General features: G+C 41.0%; 19 protein-coding genes. 7 read left to right on the plus strand and 12 right to left on the minus strand.

The genetic code is table 11. From position 1 onward, the window contains the following. Positions 1–730 precede the first annotated feature (730 nt). Positions 731–2,326: an alkaline phosphatase D family protein gene (locus RMY16_RS20450; RefSeq protein WP_322737944.1), complete on the plus strand. Its 1,596-nt coding sequence runs from the start codon at positions 731–733 to the stop codon at positions 2,324–2,326. Positions 2,327–2,611: 285 nt separating this feature from the next. Here RMY16_RS20450 and vapC read toward each other — a convergent pair whose 3' ends face one another. The 3 genes from vapC to RMY16_RS20465 form a co-directional block, all read right to left on the minus strand. Beyond that, positions 2,612–3,019: a type II toxin-antitoxin system tRNA(fMet)-specific endonuclease VapC gene (vapC, locus tag RMY16_RS20455; RefSeq protein WP_322737945.1), complete on the minus strand. Its 408-nt coding sequence runs from the start codon at positions 3,017–3,019 to the stop codon at positions 2,612–2,614. Beyond that, positions 3,016–3,360, minus strand: coding sequence for a hypothetical protein (locus RMY16_RS20460; RefSeq protein WP_322737946.1), 345 nt, complete (start codon positions 3,358–3,360; stop codon positions 3,016–3,018). Before RMY16_RS20460 ends, vapC begins: the two co-directional genes overlap by 4 nt. Positions 3,361–3,556: 196 nt before the next feature. Further along, on the minus strand, positions 3,557–4,843 hold the full coding sequence (locus RMY16_RS20465) for a hypothetical protein (RefSeq protein ID WP_322737947.1): 1,287 nt from the start codon (positions 4,841–4,843) through the stop codon (positions 3,557–3,559). Positions 4,844–4,984: 141 nt separating this feature from the next. Between RMY16_RS20465 and RMY16_RS20470 the strand changes: the two genes are divergently transcribed. Then, a complete protein-coding gene (locus tag RMY16_RS20470) occupies positions 4,985–7,552 on the plus strand; it encodes a dynamin family protein (protein WP_322737948.1) in 2,568 nt (855 codons plus the stop codon). Positions 7,553–7,635: 83 nt separating this feature from the next. Here the strand turns inward: RMY16_RS20470 and RMY16_RS20475 are convergent, their stop codons facing one another. The 3 genes from RMY16_RS20475 to RMY16_RS20485 all read right to left on the minus strand — a co-directional run bounded on the left by RMY16_RS20475 (position 7,636) and on the right by RMY16_RS20485 (position 8,479). Then, positions 7,636–7,962: a DUF3140 domain-containing protein gene (locus RMY16_RS20475; RefSeq protein WP_322737949.1), complete on the minus strand. Its 327-nt coding sequence runs from the start codon at positions 7,960–7,962 to the stop codon at positions 7,636–7,638. A gap of 9 nt (positions 7,963–7,971) precedes the next feature. After that, entirely contained in the window at positions 7,972–8,187 is a 216-nt protein-coding gene (locus tag RMY16_RS20480; RefSeq protein WP_094348753.1) for a DUF2945 domain-containing protein, read from the minus strand. Between the two features lie 115 nt (positions 8,188–8,302). Then, positions 8,303–8,479, minus strand: a complete 177-nt coding sequence (locus RMY16_RS20485; RefSeq protein WP_322737981.1) for a hypothetical protein — start codon at positions 8,477–8,479, stop codon at positions 8,303–8,305. Between RMY16_RS20485 and RMY16_RS20490 the strand changes: the two genes are divergently transcribed. After that, positions 8,433–9,134, plus strand: coding sequence for an ATP-dependent Zn protease (locus tag RMY16_RS20490; protein WP_322737950.1), 702 nt, complete (start codon positions 8,433–8,435; stop codon positions 9,132–9,134). The genes RMY16_RS20485 and RMY16_RS20490 overlap by 47 nt on opposite strands. Positions 9,135–9,227: 93 nt before the next feature. Here RMY16_RS20490 and RMY16_RS20495 read toward each other — a convergent pair whose 3' ends face one another. Then, positions 9,228–10,493 carry a glycoside hydrolase family 10 protein gene (locus RMY16_RS20495; protein WP_322667692.1) on the minus strand — a complete coding sequence of 422 codons (1,266 nt, stop codon included), beginning with the start codon at positions 10,491–10,493 and terminating at the stop codon, positions 9,228–9,230. A gap of 406 nt (positions 10,494–10,899) precedes the next feature. Between RMY16_RS20495 and bchI the strand changes: the two genes are divergently transcribed. Beyond that, the gene (gene bchI / locus RMY16_RS20500; protein WP_322667693.1) at positions 10,900–12,024 is read left to right on the plus strand and encodes a magnesium chelatase ATPase subunit I; all 1,125 of its coding nucleotides are present in this window, start codon (positions 10,900–10,902) and stop codon (positions 12,022–12,024) included. A gap of 205 nt (positions 12,025–12,229) precedes the next feature. Beyond that, complete coding sequence (locus tag RMY16_RS20505) at positions 12,230–12,526, plus strand: hypothetical protein (protein ID WP_322737951.1); 297 nt, start codon at positions 12,230–12,232, stop codon at positions 12,524–12,526. A gap of 59 nt (positions 12,527–12,585) precedes the next feature. Here RMY16_RS20505 and RMY16_RS20510 read toward each other — a convergent pair whose 3' ends face one another. Both RMY16_RS20510 and RMY16_RS20515 read right to left on the minus strand, forming a co-directional pair. Next, positions 12,586–13,680, minus strand: coding sequence for a DNA polymerase beta superfamily protein (locus RMY16_RS20510; protein ID WP_322737952.1), 1,095 nt, complete (start codon positions 13,678–13,680; stop codon positions 12,586–12,588). A 267-nt stretch (positions 13,681–13,947) separates the two neighbouring features. Beyond that, entirely contained in the window at positions 13,948–14,181 is a 234-nt protein-coding gene (locus tag RMY16_RS20515; RefSeq protein ID WP_322737953.1) for a Nif11-like leader peptide family natural product precursor, read from the minus strand. A 582-nt stretch (positions 14,182–14,763) separates the two neighbouring features. On the opposite strand from RMY16_RS20515, the gene rplU reads away from it, so the two are divergent. Continuing rightward, on the plus strand, positions 14,764–15,171 hold the full coding sequence (gene rplU, locus RMY16_RS20520) for a 50S ribosomal protein L21 (RefSeq protein ID WP_322737978.1): 408 nt from the start codon (positions 14,764–14,766) through the stop codon (positions 15,169–15,171). Between the two features lie 29 nt (positions 15,172–15,200). Then, on the plus strand, positions 15,201–15,497 hold the full coding sequence (rpmA, locus tag RMY16_RS20525) for a 50S ribosomal protein L27 (protein ID WP_322667698.1): 297 nt from the start codon (positions 15,201–15,203) through the stop codon (positions 15,495–15,497). A 181-nt stretch (positions 15,498–15,678) separates the two neighbouring features. Here the strand turns inward: rpmA and RMY16_RS20530 are convergent, their stop codons facing one another. The 3 genes from RMY16_RS20530 to RMY16_RS20540 form a co-directional block, all read right to left on the minus strand. Next, on the minus strand, positions 15,679–15,810 hold the full coding sequence (locus RMY16_RS20530; protein WP_322737979.1) for a carbohydrate porin: 132 nt from the start codon (positions 15,808–15,810) through the stop codon (positions 15,679–15,681). A 572-nt stretch (positions 15,811–16,382) separates the two neighbouring features. Then, positions 16,383–18,119, minus strand: a complete 1,737-nt coding sequence (locus RMY16_RS20535) for a diflavin flavoprotein (protein WP_322737954.1) — start codon at positions 18,117–18,119, stop codon at positions 16,383–16,385. A 50-nt stretch (positions 18,120–18,169) separates the two neighbouring features. Next, positions 18,170–18,682, minus strand: coding sequence for a phosphate-starvation-inducible PsiE family protein (locus RMY16_RS20540; RefSeq protein WP_322667700.1), 513 nt, complete (start codon positions 18,680–18,682; stop codon positions 18,170–18,172). Positions 18,683–18,698: the final 16 nt, after the last annotated feature.

The following is an 18,698-nucleotide window of genomic DNA, read 5'->3' on the forward strand; positions in this document are numbered from 1 at the left end:
CGACTACCCGAATTCAATATATTTATTGCATAAATTCTCAAAACCTCACCTGAAAACTGATTTACTAAGGTTTTAGCTTTAGTTTTACCCCACCCTAACCATCACTGCGATTAAGTAGGTAATGTTTGGGATTTAAGAAGAAATTCGACTTGTGTGTACACGGTAGCTCCCAACCTGGGAGAGGGGCTGGGGGTGAGGGCAAAACGTTGTCGCCAAGTGGGTTTCACCTTAAGTTGACACCAATAGGCATTGCCATGCCCTTACCAGCATATTTGTATCATTAGTAAAGTGAAATGGTATTAAACAAAGCGATCGCTCAAGACTTATTTTTCACATTAGCAGATACCACTACAGATTTTTTGGCTACAAGTTCTAATTCCAAGTTTTTTGAATAAACTGGATTTAAAACTTTTTCCTTTACTCTACCAACTGATAATAAATATACTTGAGATGTTGGGGTTGTAGATGTAGGTGAACCAACAATAATTTCAGGGTTACTTGTTGAGCGGGCGCAAGCTATTCCCGAAACAAGTTCAACAATTAGTCTGCTAATTTTGGGAGTTTTAGCAGCATTTCCTGCGTTCAAGCATATCCAAAAATCGCGCTATTAGTTCAGGTAAAACAATTAGGTTTGCGTTTGAATAATCAACCCTTAACCTGATTGCAAATAAGCATTAAAGTTGCGCTGTTACACTTCGCTATGATTCAAACGCGGTAATAAGGAAAATATATGCAAAACTTCAATATTGAGCGCTTGCTATCAAGTCGGCTGAGACGGCGACAAGTTTTAATTGGGACTGGAACCTTAACTGGTTTTGCGATCGCCAATCAATGGTCTAACAAAGTTCAAGCCCTGCCCCGATTCTCTAATTATCCCTTTAGTCTGGGTGTTGCTTCCGGTGAACCACTTCCAGATAATGTAGTGCTGTGGACGCGTTTAGCTCCCGATCCGCTCAATGGTGGTGGGATGCCACCATATAATGTTCCAGTGCAGTGGCAGATTGCTAGCGACGAAAAGATGCGGCAAATTGTCCGCAGTGGCACACAGATGGCTACTCCAGAATTTGGACACTCTGTTCATGTAGAAGTGCAAGGATTAAAACCTGCACGATGGTACTGGTATCAGTTTAGGGTGGGCAATGAAGTTAGCCCTATTGGGCGGACTCGCACAGCTCCTAACCCGCGCGATCGCGTTGAGCGCTTCCGCTTTGCCTTCGCTTCCTGTCAAAACTGGGAGCAAGGATACTTCGCCGCCTACAAAAACATGGCTCAAGAAGATTTAGATTTGGTGGTTCACCTCGGTGATTACATTTACGAGGGAGCGCCGAGAGCGAATGCACTCCGACCTCATGAAGGTAATGCAGAGCCAGTGACACTGGAGGAGTATCGCAACCGCCACGCCCAATACAAAAGTGACCCCAACTTGCAACAGACTCATGCTGCATTTCCTTGGCTAGTCACTTGGGACGACCACGAAGTTGACAATAATTGGGCGGATGAAATTCCTCAAGATCCAGAAAAACAATCACGCCAAGCTTTTCTAGCTCGTCGTGCTGCTGCTTTCCAAGCATACTACGAACACATGCCACTGCGGGATTTTTCAAAACCTAGAGGCATTGATATGCAGCTGTATCGACGCTTAAACTTTGGTAACTTGGTTGAATTTAATGTTCTCGATACTCGTCAATATCGTAGCGACCAACCTTGTAATGACACTATTGAACCACGCTGCCCAGAAGCTTTTGATCCAAATGCCACTATGACTGGTACTGAACAAGAGCAGTGGTTGTTCCGCAATCTAGAGCGTTCTAGGGCACGCTGGAATGTTCTTGCTCAACAGGTTGTCTTTACCCAGCATGACTGGACAGCAGGCCCTGAGGCTGCGTTTAATATTGATGCTTGGGACGGCTATGTAGCTGCCCGCAACCGTATTCTCAACTTTCTTGCTCAACGTCAGCCAGCCAACCCAGTTGTCATTACTGGTGACACACATTCTAGTTGGGTAAGCGACCTGAAAGCTGATTACAATAACCCTAACTCTGCTACAGTCGGTACTGAGTTTGTTGGCACATCGATTACCTCAGGCTTTGGCGCTAGTGACCGAATTGAGAAGGCTTTACCAGAAAGTCCGTGGGTAAAATATTTTAATGGTAGACAACGCGGTTATGTTGTTTGTGACCTCAATCATCAGCGTTGGCGTAGTGACTATCGACTACTAGCTCCATCTCCAGAGACTGGGCCTACTGTGCCTAACCCAAATGCCCCAATCATATCGACAGTCTCGTTTGAATTGCCGAATCAGGGAAAAGTAGAGCGGGTTCAATAGGTTCAAGGCTTTTTTAGATCAGGCTGGCTCCACATGCCAGCCTTTGATGCGATGCCTACGGTGGTAACAGAGCTTGCCGTAAAAGCTACGCTTAGGGCGCAGCCTCTCGTAGAGAAGTGCGGGCTACGTCTACGCACCTCGAAAATTGTGTATTAGTATATGGTAATACAACAGTAGTTTTTTGGAGATTGATTTTATACCCAAAGGAATGCAAGAGAGCGATGCCTACGGCGGGCTACGCCTACGCAGCAAGTTGTGAGATAATGTTTTCTAGCCAGTCGTTTGTCAATTATCTATCTCCCAATCTTCAATCAACAAGTTATTAACCCGCTTAAATTCTCTGGTGTTATGGGTAACAAGGGTTAAGTTGTTTGTCAGTGCGATGGTGGCAATTTGTAAATCATAAGCTCCAATTGGAGTGCCTAATGCTTCTAGCTGAGATCGAATCATTCCAAATTTTATTGCTGCGAGATCGTCAAACGGTAGTGATATAAATTGGGCTAAAAATTCTTGCTGTAAGGTAAGATTACGTTCTGGGTTGACACTTTTCATTGCGCCATAAAATAATTCAGCTTTGACGATTGAGCAAACGGCAATATCTTTGGTAGGAGTGGTTTCTAGTTTCTGCTTTAAGGTGAAATTTTTACCACGCATATAGATAATGCAAGTGTTAGTATCTAGCAGAAATTTCACAGTATGGGTTCGCGTTCTTGTTGTTGTCCTTGGGGATGGCGAAAGAATGTTTCATCTTGAATACATCCATAGAATTTAGCCAAAGGATATTCTGGAGTTTCAATTTGGGTTTCTGGTTGTAAGGACTCAATGAGTGTTTTTAGCAATGTCAGACCTCGGCTAAGGTCGAGTTCTTCGGTGAGTTCAGCCAAGGGGGATTGACGGAAGAATTCTGAAAGTTTGGTGGGTTGGTTTGGGTGGGTGTTGTGTATGGTCAGGCTTTGGGCAAGGAATTGGATAATATATAGTTTATCGTTGGGGGAAAGCTGAAGGAGTTGTTGTTCGAGTTCTGGGATAGCCATGATGGGGTTTAAGTGGAGGATAATTTTATTTTACTTTCATTCTTCAGGGGTTAATTTAGTTTGACTCGTTTTTACCTATTAATAGTTATTGCATTATCTAGATTTATCACAACTCATATAGGATTGCTATATACAAACAAAGTCCGCCTACGCGGACTTTACAAAAATACTTATTTCAATAATTGCCGTAGCTGTTTTAGTTAGCTAAAACTAACTCTGTCTCATCTTTCGATTCATCTCTGATTTTAAAGTAGTAATAAAGATTACCAACAGTTAGGTCTGATGCCTGTTGTAAATTAGATGTAACTAATGTTTTATAACCAGTAATTCCAGCTTGTTCACTAATATAAAATTCGTACTCTCGACGTAGTTCAGGCTCAAAGAGAAATAGCAGCTGGTCACGAAGCGAATAAAAATGAGACTTTTCGGCTAAACTCTTATAGACTAATTGTTCTGGCGGTTCAGCTAAATTAATTGTAGAGTTGTGAGTATCTAAACTATTAAAATCAGTGCTACTTAAAAGTTTTAATTCTGATGAAGGAAGCGATTGCATCCAATCAACATGATTTTGCCACGAATCCAATACTGCTAAATCATGATTTTTAATGCGGATAATTTCGGGAAAGAGAAAATCAAGCTCATCATGTGATTCGCAGCGATTAATCACAGTGAGAGCATCTTTACAAATTTTATCTTGGAGTAGGATGAGGCGATCGCTAACTGCCGAAACCTCATTCTGCACTTGATAAGTTGCAACAATCGCCTGTTCAATTGCCCAAGCACACTCAAGTCTGCGTAATTGACCAGCTGCACAGGTTTCTTCTAGTAGGTGGGGATTGCTATAATCTGCTAAAGCCGTAAATAACATTCCCCTGACACCATCAATTTCAGCGTTTCTGCGGCTAAAATCTTGCAATTGCATCGCTGAACGGAAGCGGTTAATCGCCTGGATAAACACTCCATACGCCCTCACTAAAGCCGTGCGATGTTGTTCAAATTTGATATCTTGGGCTACTTGCTCGATTATTTGTCTAATTTCTACTCCTTGGTCTTTCAAGGCTTGTTTCAAGTCAATAAAGCCGTTTTTAACTTCCAGCCTCATTTGCTCTACTTCTTTTCTTAATTTCATTGTTTGGTGCAGGTTGACTGCTGTTAATGCTACACCTGCGATTGTCCCCACACCAATCAAGGCTGTAGTTGCTTGCAGCACACCCAAGCTAGTCTGTATAGTTTGCAAACCATTCAGTACTGCTGTAAAGCCTTGGTGAGTTTGATACATCTGCGCCCCACTAGTGACTAAATTAGAAGCTGCTATCAGTGGAGATAAAGGGCTGTTGTTAACAGTAGCACCAATAGCATGAGCAACAAACTGGCCGCTAACTTTATCTCTAACCATGCTTATGGGTACTCCATTGCTAAAGACTTGTAGATATTTACCAGTTTCAATACCAGCTTGAATTGCAGGCGCAAATTGGAACAGCATATTTTTAGGTTGCTAAAAGCTAATTTTCTTGAGCCTAACTGGTATAAAAAAGTAAAGATAACCGTATTTATTCGGTATATTAATTAATTTTGTCTAAATCTGGGCATACTAAACCTGAAAACTTATTACCTTACATAGTTTATGGATACTTCACTAGTTAACTCTCAGACTGTTGAGCTATTTTCGCAGATTACCGGACAAAAACTGACTAAAAAGAATCTCACGCCACCTGTGATATTTCTGGCAAATTTAGTCACGGTGCTGCTGGGAGTGATATTTGTAGATGGAACAGTCGCAGAGTCAGAAAAGCAACGTTTGCTAACAACCCTTTATCGATTTAGTAATCCAGAAAGTGATGTGCGTAAGTTGACACATTTGATGATTAAGGGAGTCAAAGATAATCAAGTTTATAAGCAAGTTAATAGCTTATTAGCATTAGCGGCTCCACTTTCAGAGTCAGAAAAGCTTTTGTTGATTAGCTTCGGCTATGAAATGTCAGCAGCAAATGGTGAAATTGACCCCCACGAGAAAAAATATTTGGAGATGATTGGCAACCAGCTAGGCATTAAACCACAACATTTAGCAATTTTAGAGGCTGCTTTTATTCATCAAGAAAATGTGGAGTTTGCTGCTCTAAATGAAGTGAATTTTTTACTCAATACTGCTCGCTTTCAAGAACTGGATAATATATTTGTCAAGGCTGCAAATGATATACTAGCCGCTCTACCTGCTAAACCTGAAACTAAAGTAACTGGACAGCATAGCAATATATCTTATAGAGAATTGGCAAAGTTTAAAGAAAATCGTCAGCAATTAGAGACTTATTGTAATCAAATTTACCAAGTGCTTAAAGATTGTAATGAGCGTAGTTTTTTACCTCATACTTTGATAGAAGAAATAGAAGAAGTATTTAAAAAAATTAAATCACAACGGTTTCGTTTAGCAGTTGTAGGCGAATTTAGCAAAGGAAAATCAACCTTACTAAATGCCTTACTAGGTGAAGAAATCCAACCTGTAAGAGCAATTCCCTGTAGTGGTACAGTTACAGTTCTCAAATATGGAATAAAAAAGCGCGTATTCTGTCGTTACAAAGATGGACGATATGAAGAGATACCTTTTGAGCAGTATAAAGTTAAGGCAGCTATTTCCAGAGAAGCTGCAACAGAGCATCGTAGTGATGAACTAGCACAATCTGATATTGAAGAAATTATTTTTGAGCATCCTGAGTTACTGTTATGCAAAAGTGGTGTTGAAATTCTAGATTCTCCTGGACTAAATGAACACCCTGATAGAACATCTATTACTTATAAATTGCTCAAAAATACTGATGCAGTGATTTTTCTAACGGATGCAATGCATCTACTTAGTGAAAAAGAAAAAGAATTGATACAAGATGTGAGATACCAACTTAATGGTAATCATGAATATCAGCCTGCTGAAAACCTTTTTATTTTAGTGAATTTTATGGATTCACTTGAAGAAGAGGAAGACCGTCAAGATGTGAGACAGCGACTAGAAAGCTTTATTAAAAACAAAAATTTACTTATTTCAAATGGTGAACACCGTGTCCATTACATTTCTGCAAAAGCTTCCTTAAAGGCTATTTTAAATAATAGGATTGATGATGAATATCTAAAAAACTTTCATACTTTCACTCAATCTTTAGAAAAGTTTTTGACAATTGAGCGCGGTTATTTACAAAATAAGCAATTCGTAAATAAAATAAATGGCCGTATTCAAGCAGGATTAGATGGTTTGCGTCAGGCTAAGGATACTTTAGACGGTAATATAAAACTTTCTGAAGCTGGAAAGTTAGAAATATTAGAGCAAATTGGAGAAGCAAGTGGACGTGATGTCAGAATACAAGTTTTAGCTAATGAGGTAAGAGATTTAGCATTGGAGGAAGCAAACAAATCTTGGCACGAATGGATCGAAGGATTAATTGAAAGATTAGCGAATAAGTTAGAACACTGGACTTCATCACATAATCCAATTTTTAGTCAACAGCAACTTAGGCAAGATTATGTTAATCAATTCATCCGTGACTTACAAAATGAAATTGATATATGGGGCGAAAAAGAACTTAAAAATAAAATCCTTAAACCACACTTTGAATTTTTAGATAAATGTATTAATGAAGAATTAAATGCACTTCGAGATAGATTGCAGGTTATTGACAAAGAAGTAAATACTGATTTCAGCAAACAAATAAATTTGGCAATAAATGATATCGGAGATAGTTTTGGTGATTTATTTTCTTACATCAGTGGAGGTCTTTTTGCAGGTGGGTTAGGCGCTGGTTTACTAATGTTACTGGGGCTAGGTGGCCCAATTATGTGGGCAGTAACGGGTGTAGGGGCTGCAATAGCTGGAGCGCTAGGCTTCGGGATGAGTGGAATTCATGATCAAATTAAGCTCAAAGTATTTAAAACAGGCTGTGAAAAATTTGCTAAATCTACAGAACAACTTACAGATAAAATTGGCGAAACTATCGGTTTAGTTTTTGACAATCGAATAGAAGCAGCAGTTAAAGTTATTGAGAAAGCTATTTGTTTGTGCGAAAACCTCCTAGAACAGCAAGAAAAAGCTCACAACGAAACCCTGGAACAACGTGAGGCTGAAAAGATGTGGATTTACCAAAAGCGCGAAGAACTTGAGCAGGTACAGAATGGGTTGGAAGTGATTCTCAGTAAATGCACTATTGTTTAATTGCCTTCCTTACAGGCTTCAGTTCTTAACAAGAGCTGCGATCGCAGGAATTTGCCCACCTAAATGGCGGGCTACAAAGTACTTTACTTCAGTGGATCGTGCCCCCAATTCTTCAAAGAATAGCACCAACGTGTGTGTTCCAAATCACCCGATGGCTTCTGTGCAAGATGACGATGGACGTAACTAATAACTTTCTTCATGTGCGAAAGGTCATCGTTGGTGTAATCATCCTTTTTCTGCAATAGCTGGATGATACGCTGTCCAGATTTATGACCGATTGACTCATCGTCGCCATCCTTTTGCCCGACAGTTTGTGACTCATCCGTATCTAGCCAAGACTCTAGTTCTTTAGGTGTCATATTGACAGCTTGATGAAACTCGTCAATCACCGCTTTAACATCTTTACTCATGACTAGGCATTACTCCTCTACTTTCTTCAGAGCATCAGGCTTGTGAGCAGCTTGTTTCCCTGTCTTATCGCTTTCAACTAAGTACTCAGGGTTATCTTCACTTGCAGCAATATGGTGTTCTTTAATATCTGTAGGTGAAGTCAGCTTCTTTACAACTTTGCCAGTTGTCTTACCTTGTGAAGTGTTCCATTCAACCCGATCACCTTTTTTGAATTGTTCAGCCACATTCATCTCCTGTTTGATGTTTTATACCTACTAAGGTCACATTATGTCTGCGACTGCAAAAGCAGCCATCATTCTAGTGATAGAGAAAACATCCATTATTAAGCCAGTAGTTGAATTAGGCGTGAGATGAAAAAATTAGGCGATCGCTACAACTATCTTGATACAAAAGCGGTACTGCATCTATGCCCGTCGTAGACATTGCCTCATAATAAAGAAAGATTAAGCAGATTGTCAAAAAACTCTCAATGAGCCAAACTAGCCTAAATTTAGTTGCAATATCTATCTTTGTCATGACCCTATCGGTACTGGTGGGGCCATTCTTCAACTTATCTCCGGCAGTACCAGCACTTGCTACTTTCACCATCTTAGGCATAGCGACATTAGATAGCTTCAGCTTGCAAGGCAAGGGTGGTACTATCTTTGTAGATTGGATTGCTGGTTTTTCAAAAGAACACCGCGATCGCATCGTCCACCACGAAGCAGGGCATTTTTTGGTTGCTTACCTGTTGGGTATTCCCGTTACTGGCTACACACTCAGCGCTTGGGAAGCCTGGAAACAGGGGCAACCTGGACAAGGCGGCGTTAGCTTTGATGATGGCGAATTAGCATCTCAATTAGAAGTGGGTAAAATCAGTGCCCAAATGCTAGACCGCTACTGCACTGTTTGGATGGCAGGTATTGCTGCTGAAACCCTGGTTTTTAATAATGCTGAGGGTGGATTTGATGATAAAAACAAGCTGATAGGAGCCTTGACAGTTTTGGGCTTTTCTGAATCAGTTTATCAACAGAAACTGCGGTTTCATGCACTCCAAGCAAAAACCTTACTGCAAGAAAATTGGTCTAGCTACGAGGCTTTAGTTAATGCCATGCGACAACGTACTTCGGTAGAAGATTGTCATGCTGAGTTAGTAGTAGGGAGTGGGAAACAGGAAGTTATATCAAGTTAGTAATGAAGAGTTTGTAGTAAGCAGTTTAGTGCTTAAAAAAGAAGGACTAAAGTCCTTACTACGAACTCATTAACATTATCTTAAACAGAAAAGTTATTCAACTCTGGCGCGGAGTGCAGGAGATGGAAAAAGATTTTCAAATCCAGCTTGTCGCTCAGTTAAAGATTCTAGAGCATCGTTCCAAAGACTTTCATAATAAAAGAAGGTTACGCCTAGACCGCGTTCTTGGGCAGCCCGCACCTGAGACTTAATTTGCTGCATAGGAACAGGGTTATTTCGTAACCCTGTCATAATGCCAACTCCAGTTGGAATTGTTTGTTGCGCTTCTTGAATTTCTGCGCGAGAAATATTGTCCACAAAACTTTTCAGATCCGGACGATAAATTTGCACAATTAACTCGTCCACAATATTTTGCCGCATCCAACCTAGCCAATCTTGCAGGTGAAATTTGTAAGCAAAATCATAGTAATTAGGAGAAACAGAGAAAATTGCCTGGGGTTTTCTCTGCTTCACAGCTTGGTTAAGTTTTACCATGAACGCCGTAATCTTATCTGCTCGCCACTTTACCCATGCCGCATCTTGGGGATTCTTTGGGGGAGCATTTTTCGTTTCTTTGGTGTACAAAGCAACTGTATATTGATCGTAACCAAATTCGTGAGGCAAACTCATGTGATCGTCAAACTGAATGCCATCGGCATCATATTGGGTAACAGTTTCTAGCACAAGATTGGTGATGAATTGTTGCACTTGTGGATGAAACGGATTGAGCCACATCACCTCACCAGCTGCACTGTTTGAAGTTTGGCTACCATCCCGCTTTTGTGTGAACCAATCTGGGTAATTGATTGCTAGTTCTGAGGTTGGGGGAGCCATGAAACCAAATTCAAACCAGGGAATTACTAGCAATCCTTTGCGATGGGCTTGGTTAATCAGGTCTGCGAGAATATCATGTCCATCTGAACCTTTGTAGACAAAAGGTTGAATGCCTGCACTTTGTGCGATCGCACTGGGATGCATTACATAGCCAGAATTCCACACCACAGGATAGATTGTGTTGAAGTTCATCCGTCGTAATTGGCTCACCGCATCCTGCACTTTGTCCCGATTTTTGAGGGTGTCAAAATCATTAGTGGTCATCCAAACCCCGCGAATTTCCTGACGAGGTAACTGTGCGATCGCAGGGGTGAAACTGTCCACCAGCAATACACTAACAAACGATATTAAAATGAGAATGGGAAAAAAAGACTTGAGTAGTCGCCGCCAACTTTGGACAATAAAAGATGATTTCATAAATTTGAATGATGCATTAGCTACCCACACACGCCATTGTTCGCTTTTACGATTGAATCTACTAACCATATAGTCTACAAGTATTTATGCTTAGTACAGAATTGATGAGTTGGTAGTTGTTCGTTCCTTGCTTATGGAACTTTTGCACCAAAAAACTAAAACAGACAAATTAAGATAGTTGACGCAGCTAATAAGCATTTGTGCCCAATAGATATTGGTATGGGGAATGAGTGTTGAGTGCTGAGTGCTGAGTGCTGAGTGCTGAGTGCTGAGTGCTGAGTGCTGAGTGTTGAGTGCTGAGTGCTGAGTGCTGAGTTAGGAGTTAAGAGTTAGAGTTTTGTTTATCTCCTTGTCCCCTCATCTCCCCTGCTCCCCTGCTCCCCTGCTCCCCTGCTCCCGATCTTCACATTCCCCCATGCCCTACCTGTGTCACAATAAAGAACTGTAATAAGAAAAATATTGTTAAGGTAATTTAGTGAGTCCAACTGCTCAATCCACGGCAAGTGCGCGTCGCGTAGTATTTCCTTTTACGGCAATTGTGGGCCAGGAAGAAATGAAACTGGCGCTGCTATTGAACGTGATTGACCCCAAAATTGGGGGTGTAATGATTATGGGCGATCGCGGCACCGGGAAATCCACAACTATCCGGGCGCTGGCGGATCTGCTACCAGAAATTTCTGTGGTTGCTAATGACCCCTTCAGTAGCGATCCTAGCGACCCTGACTTGATGAGCGATGAAGTCCGCCAACTGTTAGAACAAGGGGCGGAAATTCCCGTAGCTCACAAAAAAGTTCAAATGGTAGACCTGCCGCTAGGAGCTACAGAAGACCGAGTTTGTGGCACAATCGACATCGAGAAAGCTTTATCTGAAGGTGTCAAAGCTTTTGAACCGGGACTGCTGGCAAAGGCTAACCGGGGCATTCTCTATGTGGATGAAGTCAACTTACTAGATGACCACCTTGTAGACGTGTTACTCGACTCCGCTGCCAGTGGATGGAACACTGTAGAACGAGAAGGTATTTCTATCCGTCACCCAGCGCGTTTCGTGCTTGTGGGTTCTGGAAACCCTGAAGAAGGCGAACTACGCCCCCAACTGCTTGATCGCTTTGGGATGCACGCAGAAATTCACACCGTCAAAGAACCAGCTTTGCGGGTGCAAATCGTAGAACAACGGGCGGATTTTGACCAAAACCCGCCAGTATTTCTTGAAAACTATAAAGCCCAGCAAGAGGCATTACAACAGCAAATTGTCAATGCTCAACAGCTTTTGCCAGAAGTGAAAATTGACTACGATCTGCGGGTGAAAATTTCTGAAGTCTGTTCAGAACTAGATGTAGATGGTTTGCGGGGTGACATTGTTAGTAACCGCGCTGCCAAAGCGTTAACAGCTTATGAAGGACGCACTGAAGTTACAGTTGATGATATTCATCGTGTAATTACGCTATGCTTGCGTCACAGACTGCGGAAAGACCCTTTAGAATCGATTGATTCTGGCTACAAAGTCGCCAAAGTTTTTAGCCGCGTCTTTGGCGTCGAACTACCAGAAAGTGATACTGCACAAAAGAACGGCACAGGTCAAAAATTAGGAGCTAGGGGTTAAAAGTTAGGAGTGAGGAGTTAGGAGTTAGGAGTGAGGAGTGAAAAGTTTTGAATGGAAAGCTGCTTCGTAACTTATAACTTTAATTCTTCACTCACCACCGACTATATAATTCACAACTTTTAACTTTTAACTCAGCATTCACCACTAACTATATAATTCCTAACTCCTAACTCTTAACTCCTAACTCTTAACTTAGTACTGAAATATGAGATTTTGGTCTTTTTGGTTCAACAGCTTTGTTCTATCTAGCCAATACAACCCGCCCAGGTTTGTAGAATTATTGATGCTCTTATTAGCGATCGCAATGCTGGCAATAGCCAGTATTTTACCCGATATGCCCTATTTAATCTTAGGCTTGAGCTTAGTAGTTGGGGCATCGATTTCTATTTTAGTGCGAGAAGCGATCGCACCCTCACCCCAAACACGAATTACCCAACTAACAGCATCTTTATTACTCATCATCAGCCTCTATGGCTTTGCCGACTTAATGAACACTCTCTAGTTAGTCGTTTGTTATTTGTCCTTTGTCATTTATAAGCACCAATGACCAATGACTAATGACTAATGACTCCATTTTTGCATTTCCACCAATTCCATACACAACTCATTAATTTGCTCCAAATCAGGTTTATGAGGTAGGGCAGATTGTTCGCAAACAACTTCCATTTCGGCGACCAAATCTTCTGCTATTTTCATCACCTGCTCATAAGAATATTCACCTTTTAAAATAGCTTTTAAATCTTCAACATCACCAGCTATTCTCCTATCTACGATCACTTCACCTCGCCGCAATATTTCTACTCCACTGCGTAATAATCTAATGCAGTGCATTCCATGTTTGAGGTCAAAACCCGACTTTCTTTCCATTTCTGCTCTAGATGGATTTCTATTCTCCTGCCAAGATAAGTAAGCCTTCCATTCTCTTAAAGCTATTTGATAGCTTTGGCTTTTCTGAAGCAGACGGATAAAATCTTTACGGCTATTGGTTAACTTTTGGGTATATTCCAAAGTTTCATCAGGTAAAGTATATTGTTTTAACACCCCTTTAAAATCAATATCTCCTGTCAGCAATTGATATAATTGTTCTGCTTCTTCTAAAAACTCAATCCGTTCTCTGATTAAGTTATAAAGATACTCCAGAAAAGCATTTAGCTCATCTTTGCTCAGAGGTGCTTCGTCTTCTATAGCGAAGTCAGATGGTATCGGTTTTTTTTGCGGTGGCTTTAACAACCACTTCCGATGAGTTTCCATCTTTTTGATTTGGGCAAAGGCATAACCAGTGTAAGTATGTTTTACCTTCTTGCTCAAAAATAACTGTTTATGATTAATTAAATGCTGTCCGACTGCGCTTAAAAAAGGATAGTTATTCAACCAGAGCAATTCTAAAACATTGGGGTTCGCGCCAGCTAATAACTGGAGGATTTTTCTTAATTCATATATAACTGTGTCTTTATTGCCATCAACGAATGGAAATATCCCTGGTTCATCCCAACCAGTATCTTTTTGTTCTATCCGATCAAATCCCAAATAGTACCTTTTGGGTGCAATAAATACTCCCCGATAATCAAAGTCGGAATCAGGACGATTTAAACCATAGCCGTGGCTACCAGCCAAACCAATTAAAATAGTTCTTTGCTCAACTTCTATTCTTTTCATATCACCTGATTAAAATATAGTCATCCTAACTCATGAGTTAAGCAGGTGGCGAGATGGAGAGTAGAGAAAGGGTTTTTAACTCTCTTCAGATATTGCATAGATACTATCACAGCATAAATAAGATCCCCGACTTCTCTAGGAAATCAGGGATTTGAGCCTTGTGTTTAACAGGAATACTCCTAAAGGAGATGATGCAACAGTATTCCCTTGAGGAGCAAAACTTGTCAATTCAGTTGTTTCTATACTTTCGGTTTCCTAGAACAGAAATTATCTAGGATTAATGTGGCGTCTATTCCCCCATCCTGGGTTGACAATGGCAGCTAAATCTTCTTCAGATAATTTGCTGATTTCACTATCCAGTTCTTTAGCGTCGAAATCATAGCCACGCTCTTGAGCAATTTTGATGAAGGCTTCTGGATCGGCTGTTGCTTTGAGTCTTTGCTGTAACGCTTGATCTTGTTTTACAGCTTGAAAAAGTCGGGCAGCATTTTGCTGTGTCATGATAATCAATCTCCTGTTTGAAATATCACGTTTTAATGTGATAGTTTAACTCTTGAGGATTCACTAACTTTTGTAAAGAATTTCTAAATGAGACACCTGTATATTTCATCTTAAAACAAAGAAGAAAAATGTGTTGATTTTGATAACAAAATATAACTTTTAAGCTAATACTAACTAATGTTAATTTTTGATAGATTCAGTCTTAAGATAGTAGCAATTTTTTCTAAAACGTATTTGTTCTGACTTTTTGTAAATACAATTGATATTTGTGCGAGTGGATGATGTCTACGATGGGCTACACCTACGCCCATGATGACTGTTGACTAATTCCTCCTCACTTTTAGAAAATGAGCGATCGCACAAAGTAATTAACTAATTTTTCATCTTCAGGCTGACCAGACAGCAATGCCAAACGCAAAAAATCCTATCAGAGCTTGACTTGACGCCTATTAATAAAATAGTATGTTAGATTGTCTGTCTAATTCCTGCTCGGATCAGGTAGACATATTACAAAGGCTGGCAAAAGCATCTCTACAGGAGATAAAAACCAGCTACCTGTACGGCAACCTCAAGGACAATTCCATGACCTACGCGATTATTGAAACTGGCGGCAAACAAATACGAGTAGAGCCAGGGCGGTTTTACGACATTGAACTGCTGGCGATCGAACCAGATGAAAAAGTTACAATAGATTCCGTATTACTCGTGCAGCACGATGGCGAAGTCACCATTGGACAGCCATTAGTAACAGGTGCAACTGTAGAAGGGACTGTACTGCGACATTACAGAGGTCGTAAAGTCCTGGTATACAAAATGAAGCCGAAAAAGAAAACCCGCAAAAAACGGGGGCATCGTCAGGAAATTACCAGACTTATGATTGACTCCATCACCCTTAACGGTGCAGTGTTTGCTGCCCAAGGAGAACCGGAGAAGGAAACCCCCGTTCTAGATAACACCGCTTCTGAAGAAGTTGAAACTGCTGCTGAATAATAAAAGAAGTAGATACACAAGAGGAAATCATGGCTCATAAGAAAGGAACAGGTAGTACACGCAACGGTCGTGATTCTAATGCCCAACGTCTGGGTGTCAAGCGTTATGGCGGTCAAGTTGTACGTGCAGGAAACATTCTCGTGCGTCAACGCGGCACCAAATTCCACCCTGGTAACAACGTCGGTATTGGTAGCGATGACACTTTGTTTGCCTTAATTGACGGTGTTGTAACGTTTGAGAGAAAGGGCAAAACTCGTAAAAAAGTTAGTGTTTATTTACCTATAACTGCTGCTGAGGCAGCCCCTGCTGAAGCAGTAGCAAGTTAGAGTATTAGAGTGGGCATCTGCCACTGGTGTCAAGTTGAGGCATCAGCCCAGATGTCAACAAAGTAAGCAGCCGTTCGTCAGTAATTTTGACGGACGGCTTTAACCAAGCCCATCGAACAATAATGTTCGACAAGGCTCAAAATATTTTCAATGTGATATCCAATCCCCAGTCTCCAGTCTTCTAGAAAGTAAAAGTAGTGCGAAGTGCGCCTACAATTGCTGTGTTATTAGCACTAAAGCCTTCCGGGCTAAAGATGAAATATACATCAGGGGTAATGGAGATAAGTAGGTTGGCACAATTAAACCGAACTATACAAAGTTTTGTATGGGTAAAGGGAAAAGGTTAAAGGGTAAAGGTTTTTCCCTTTTACCCTTAACCTTTACCCTTCTTAATTTAGTTGTGTTTTTTAGCACCTACTGACTTATTGTCATTAACCCGATAGTTATAAAACGTTTCTAAATGGTAGGGAGTCGCGTCTTCTGGACGAGAAGCAATTCCTGCTACAGATTGTCGCTAAAGTGGCTGTCCAAAAATGACGGCGGCGGTGTTTCCTTTATGGAATATATCTCTAAGATGCAACCCAGCCGACCAGCTACTAAAGGTTGTAGAGGCATCTACATTAGACATCTTGCAAAAATATATTTTTGCAAGAGAGGGAAAAGGAAAAAGGTTAAAGGGAAAGGATTTTGAGTTTCTTTACCCTTTTACCCTTCCCCTTTACCCCGACTTTTGCAAGAAGTCTATTAGACTTCTTGCAAAAGTAACAAATGCCAAGATGTTGGGGTGCATGTTAAAGGTTACTGGGTTTGGGAAAATTCCATACCTTTACCCTTTAACCCTGCCCCTTTTCCCCACTTCTGCAAGAAGTCTAGTGAACAGTCAGATTAATAATAGCTGCCAGATTTCCGATGTTCTAAAGCAGTGACACCTTCATTTTCCAACACTTCACCGTGATCGATGACGGCATAGATTAACCATCGATCGCCACATTCAAGCTGATTTTGCACCGTACATTCTAAATAGGCTAATGCCTCATTCAAAATCAAACAACCATTAAGAGCAGTTTTTGTGTCAAGATTCGCAAAGGGATTATCGCCTAAAGTGCTGTGACGAGAAAAATACCGTCGGACATTTCTTCCTTCTTTAAGGATATTCAGCACAAATTTATCACCAGGATGATGCATTAAATCTGCATTCTGCTCGTTAGCGATCGCAATCATAATTCCTGGTGGGTTAAAAGTTGCCTGCGATACCCAAGAAGTTAAAACCCCTTTGTGAGTTTCTTCATCACGAGTTGTCACAACACACAAAGAACCAACGATCCGCCCCACCGCTTGTTCGGTACGATCTACATGGGCTTCTGTCACAATCTGGCGGGAAGAACGCAGTTTTTTAGTTTTCTTCAAGTTTTGGGCAAACAAAGCACCTGCTTCTTGACACTGCTGAAGAATCTCAGGAGTAGGACTGAAACGCACCCGAATTGTTTCAAATCCTAGTTGATAATTAGCATCTTTGAGCTTACTTTCGATTAAATCTATTGCCTCGCCACTCCAACCATAAGAACCAAACACCCCTGCTAACTTAGTTTTAGCCGCCACTGAGAGAACTATTCCTAAAGCAGTTTGAATTTGAGTAGGTGCATGTCCGCCTAAAGTGGGTGAGCCGATAATCAAGCCATCGCAAGTTTCTACAATGCGGTTAATCTCGGCAGAATCGGCTAGTTCGCAGTTAATCGATTCTACATTAACTCCATTTTGGATCAAACCTTGAGCGATCGCATTCGCCAGAATTGCTGTATTTCCATAAGCAGAAGCATAGAGCAAAGCGACACTCAATTCTTGAGATTTTTGCCCTTGACACCATTGACGGTAATCATAAGTAAAACGGCTGAGGCTGTAACGGACAACTGGCCCGTGTGCTGGGGCATAACATCTAGCTCCCAAAACTGACAGTTTATCTAAGGCTACTTCGACTTGTTTAGCTTGGGGCGCATGGAGACATTCAAAATAGTAGCGACGTTCCGCATCTAACCCCTTCCAATCTTCATCAAACAAAGTATCTTCGCAAATATGAGCGCCAAAAAGTTTATCTGTGTAGAGAATTTTTGTTGCAGCATCATAAGTACAAAGTCCATCTGCCCACCGGGGAGTTGGTACGGTAATAAATGATAGATGATGTCCTTGTCCTAAATCTAGAGTATCCCCCGATCGCATCGCTTGAATAGGTGATTCAAATTCGGGAAAGGCAGTTTTGAGAGCATTAGCGGCGGGGCGAGAACAAATGAGAGTGGCTTGAGGAACCAGAGAGAGTAATGCTTGCAAGGTTGCTCTGCGGTTCGGATTGACATGACTGAGAACAATGTAATCGAGGGAGATGAAATCTAGACGTTGTGCTAGTTGCTCAAGGTAAATTTCGGTAAAAGATTCGCCGGGAGGGTCAATTAAAGCCTTTTTATCAGCTTGAATCAGATAAGAATTCGCTGTAGTTCCCCGTTGACGGGAATATTCAACCTCAAATTTTAATCTGTCCCAAGTTCGCGATCGTAGAATTAGAGTATTTTTACCAATTTCAGCAACTTGTACATCTCTAGGATGGCTGGTAATTAAAGTATTTGCAGACATAATAACCTCTGTTAATCATTGAGCATGGCGGAAGATTCTACTCCCTATTCTTAATGGCTATTGGTTTGTGTTAATTCAGACTTAACTCGGCTTCTATAGCGTTTAGATACTTCTTGTTCGGGATCGATACCTTCAAAAGTAGGGGGTAGCCAAACTCGGAGAAATAGTAGTACTCCCAGCACTAATAAAAAGGCACAAGTTGCTAAAACTTGACTCCAACTTGTTTCTAGAACACCTTTAACAATGACTTCTCGCAAGGCGGAAACGATGGAAACTTCAACAGCTACCCCAATAGATACTCGATGTTCTTGCAGGTAAATAATCAGCAGTCGGAATAGCTCAACTAAGATAAGTAAAAAGAGAATATCGGCAGTAACAGCATGAAAATCTAGAGGCGGAAGTAAGGAGAGAAACATATCTCTCACCTGAAGCACCATGAAGCTAAATAACCCGATACACAAACAAATCACAATCACATCTTGGATAAATTCCAAGGTTCGCACGACGCGCCCACGATTGATTTCGTACATTGTAATCGGGGTATTTTCAACAGATTTATACATAGTTTTTTGGGAGACG

Origin of the sequence: Nostoc sp. DedQUE12b (genome assembly GCF_034530835.1) — a bacterium.
Classification (GTDB): Bacteria; Cyanobacteriota; Cyanobacteriia; order Cyanobacteriales; family Nostocaceae; genus Nostoc.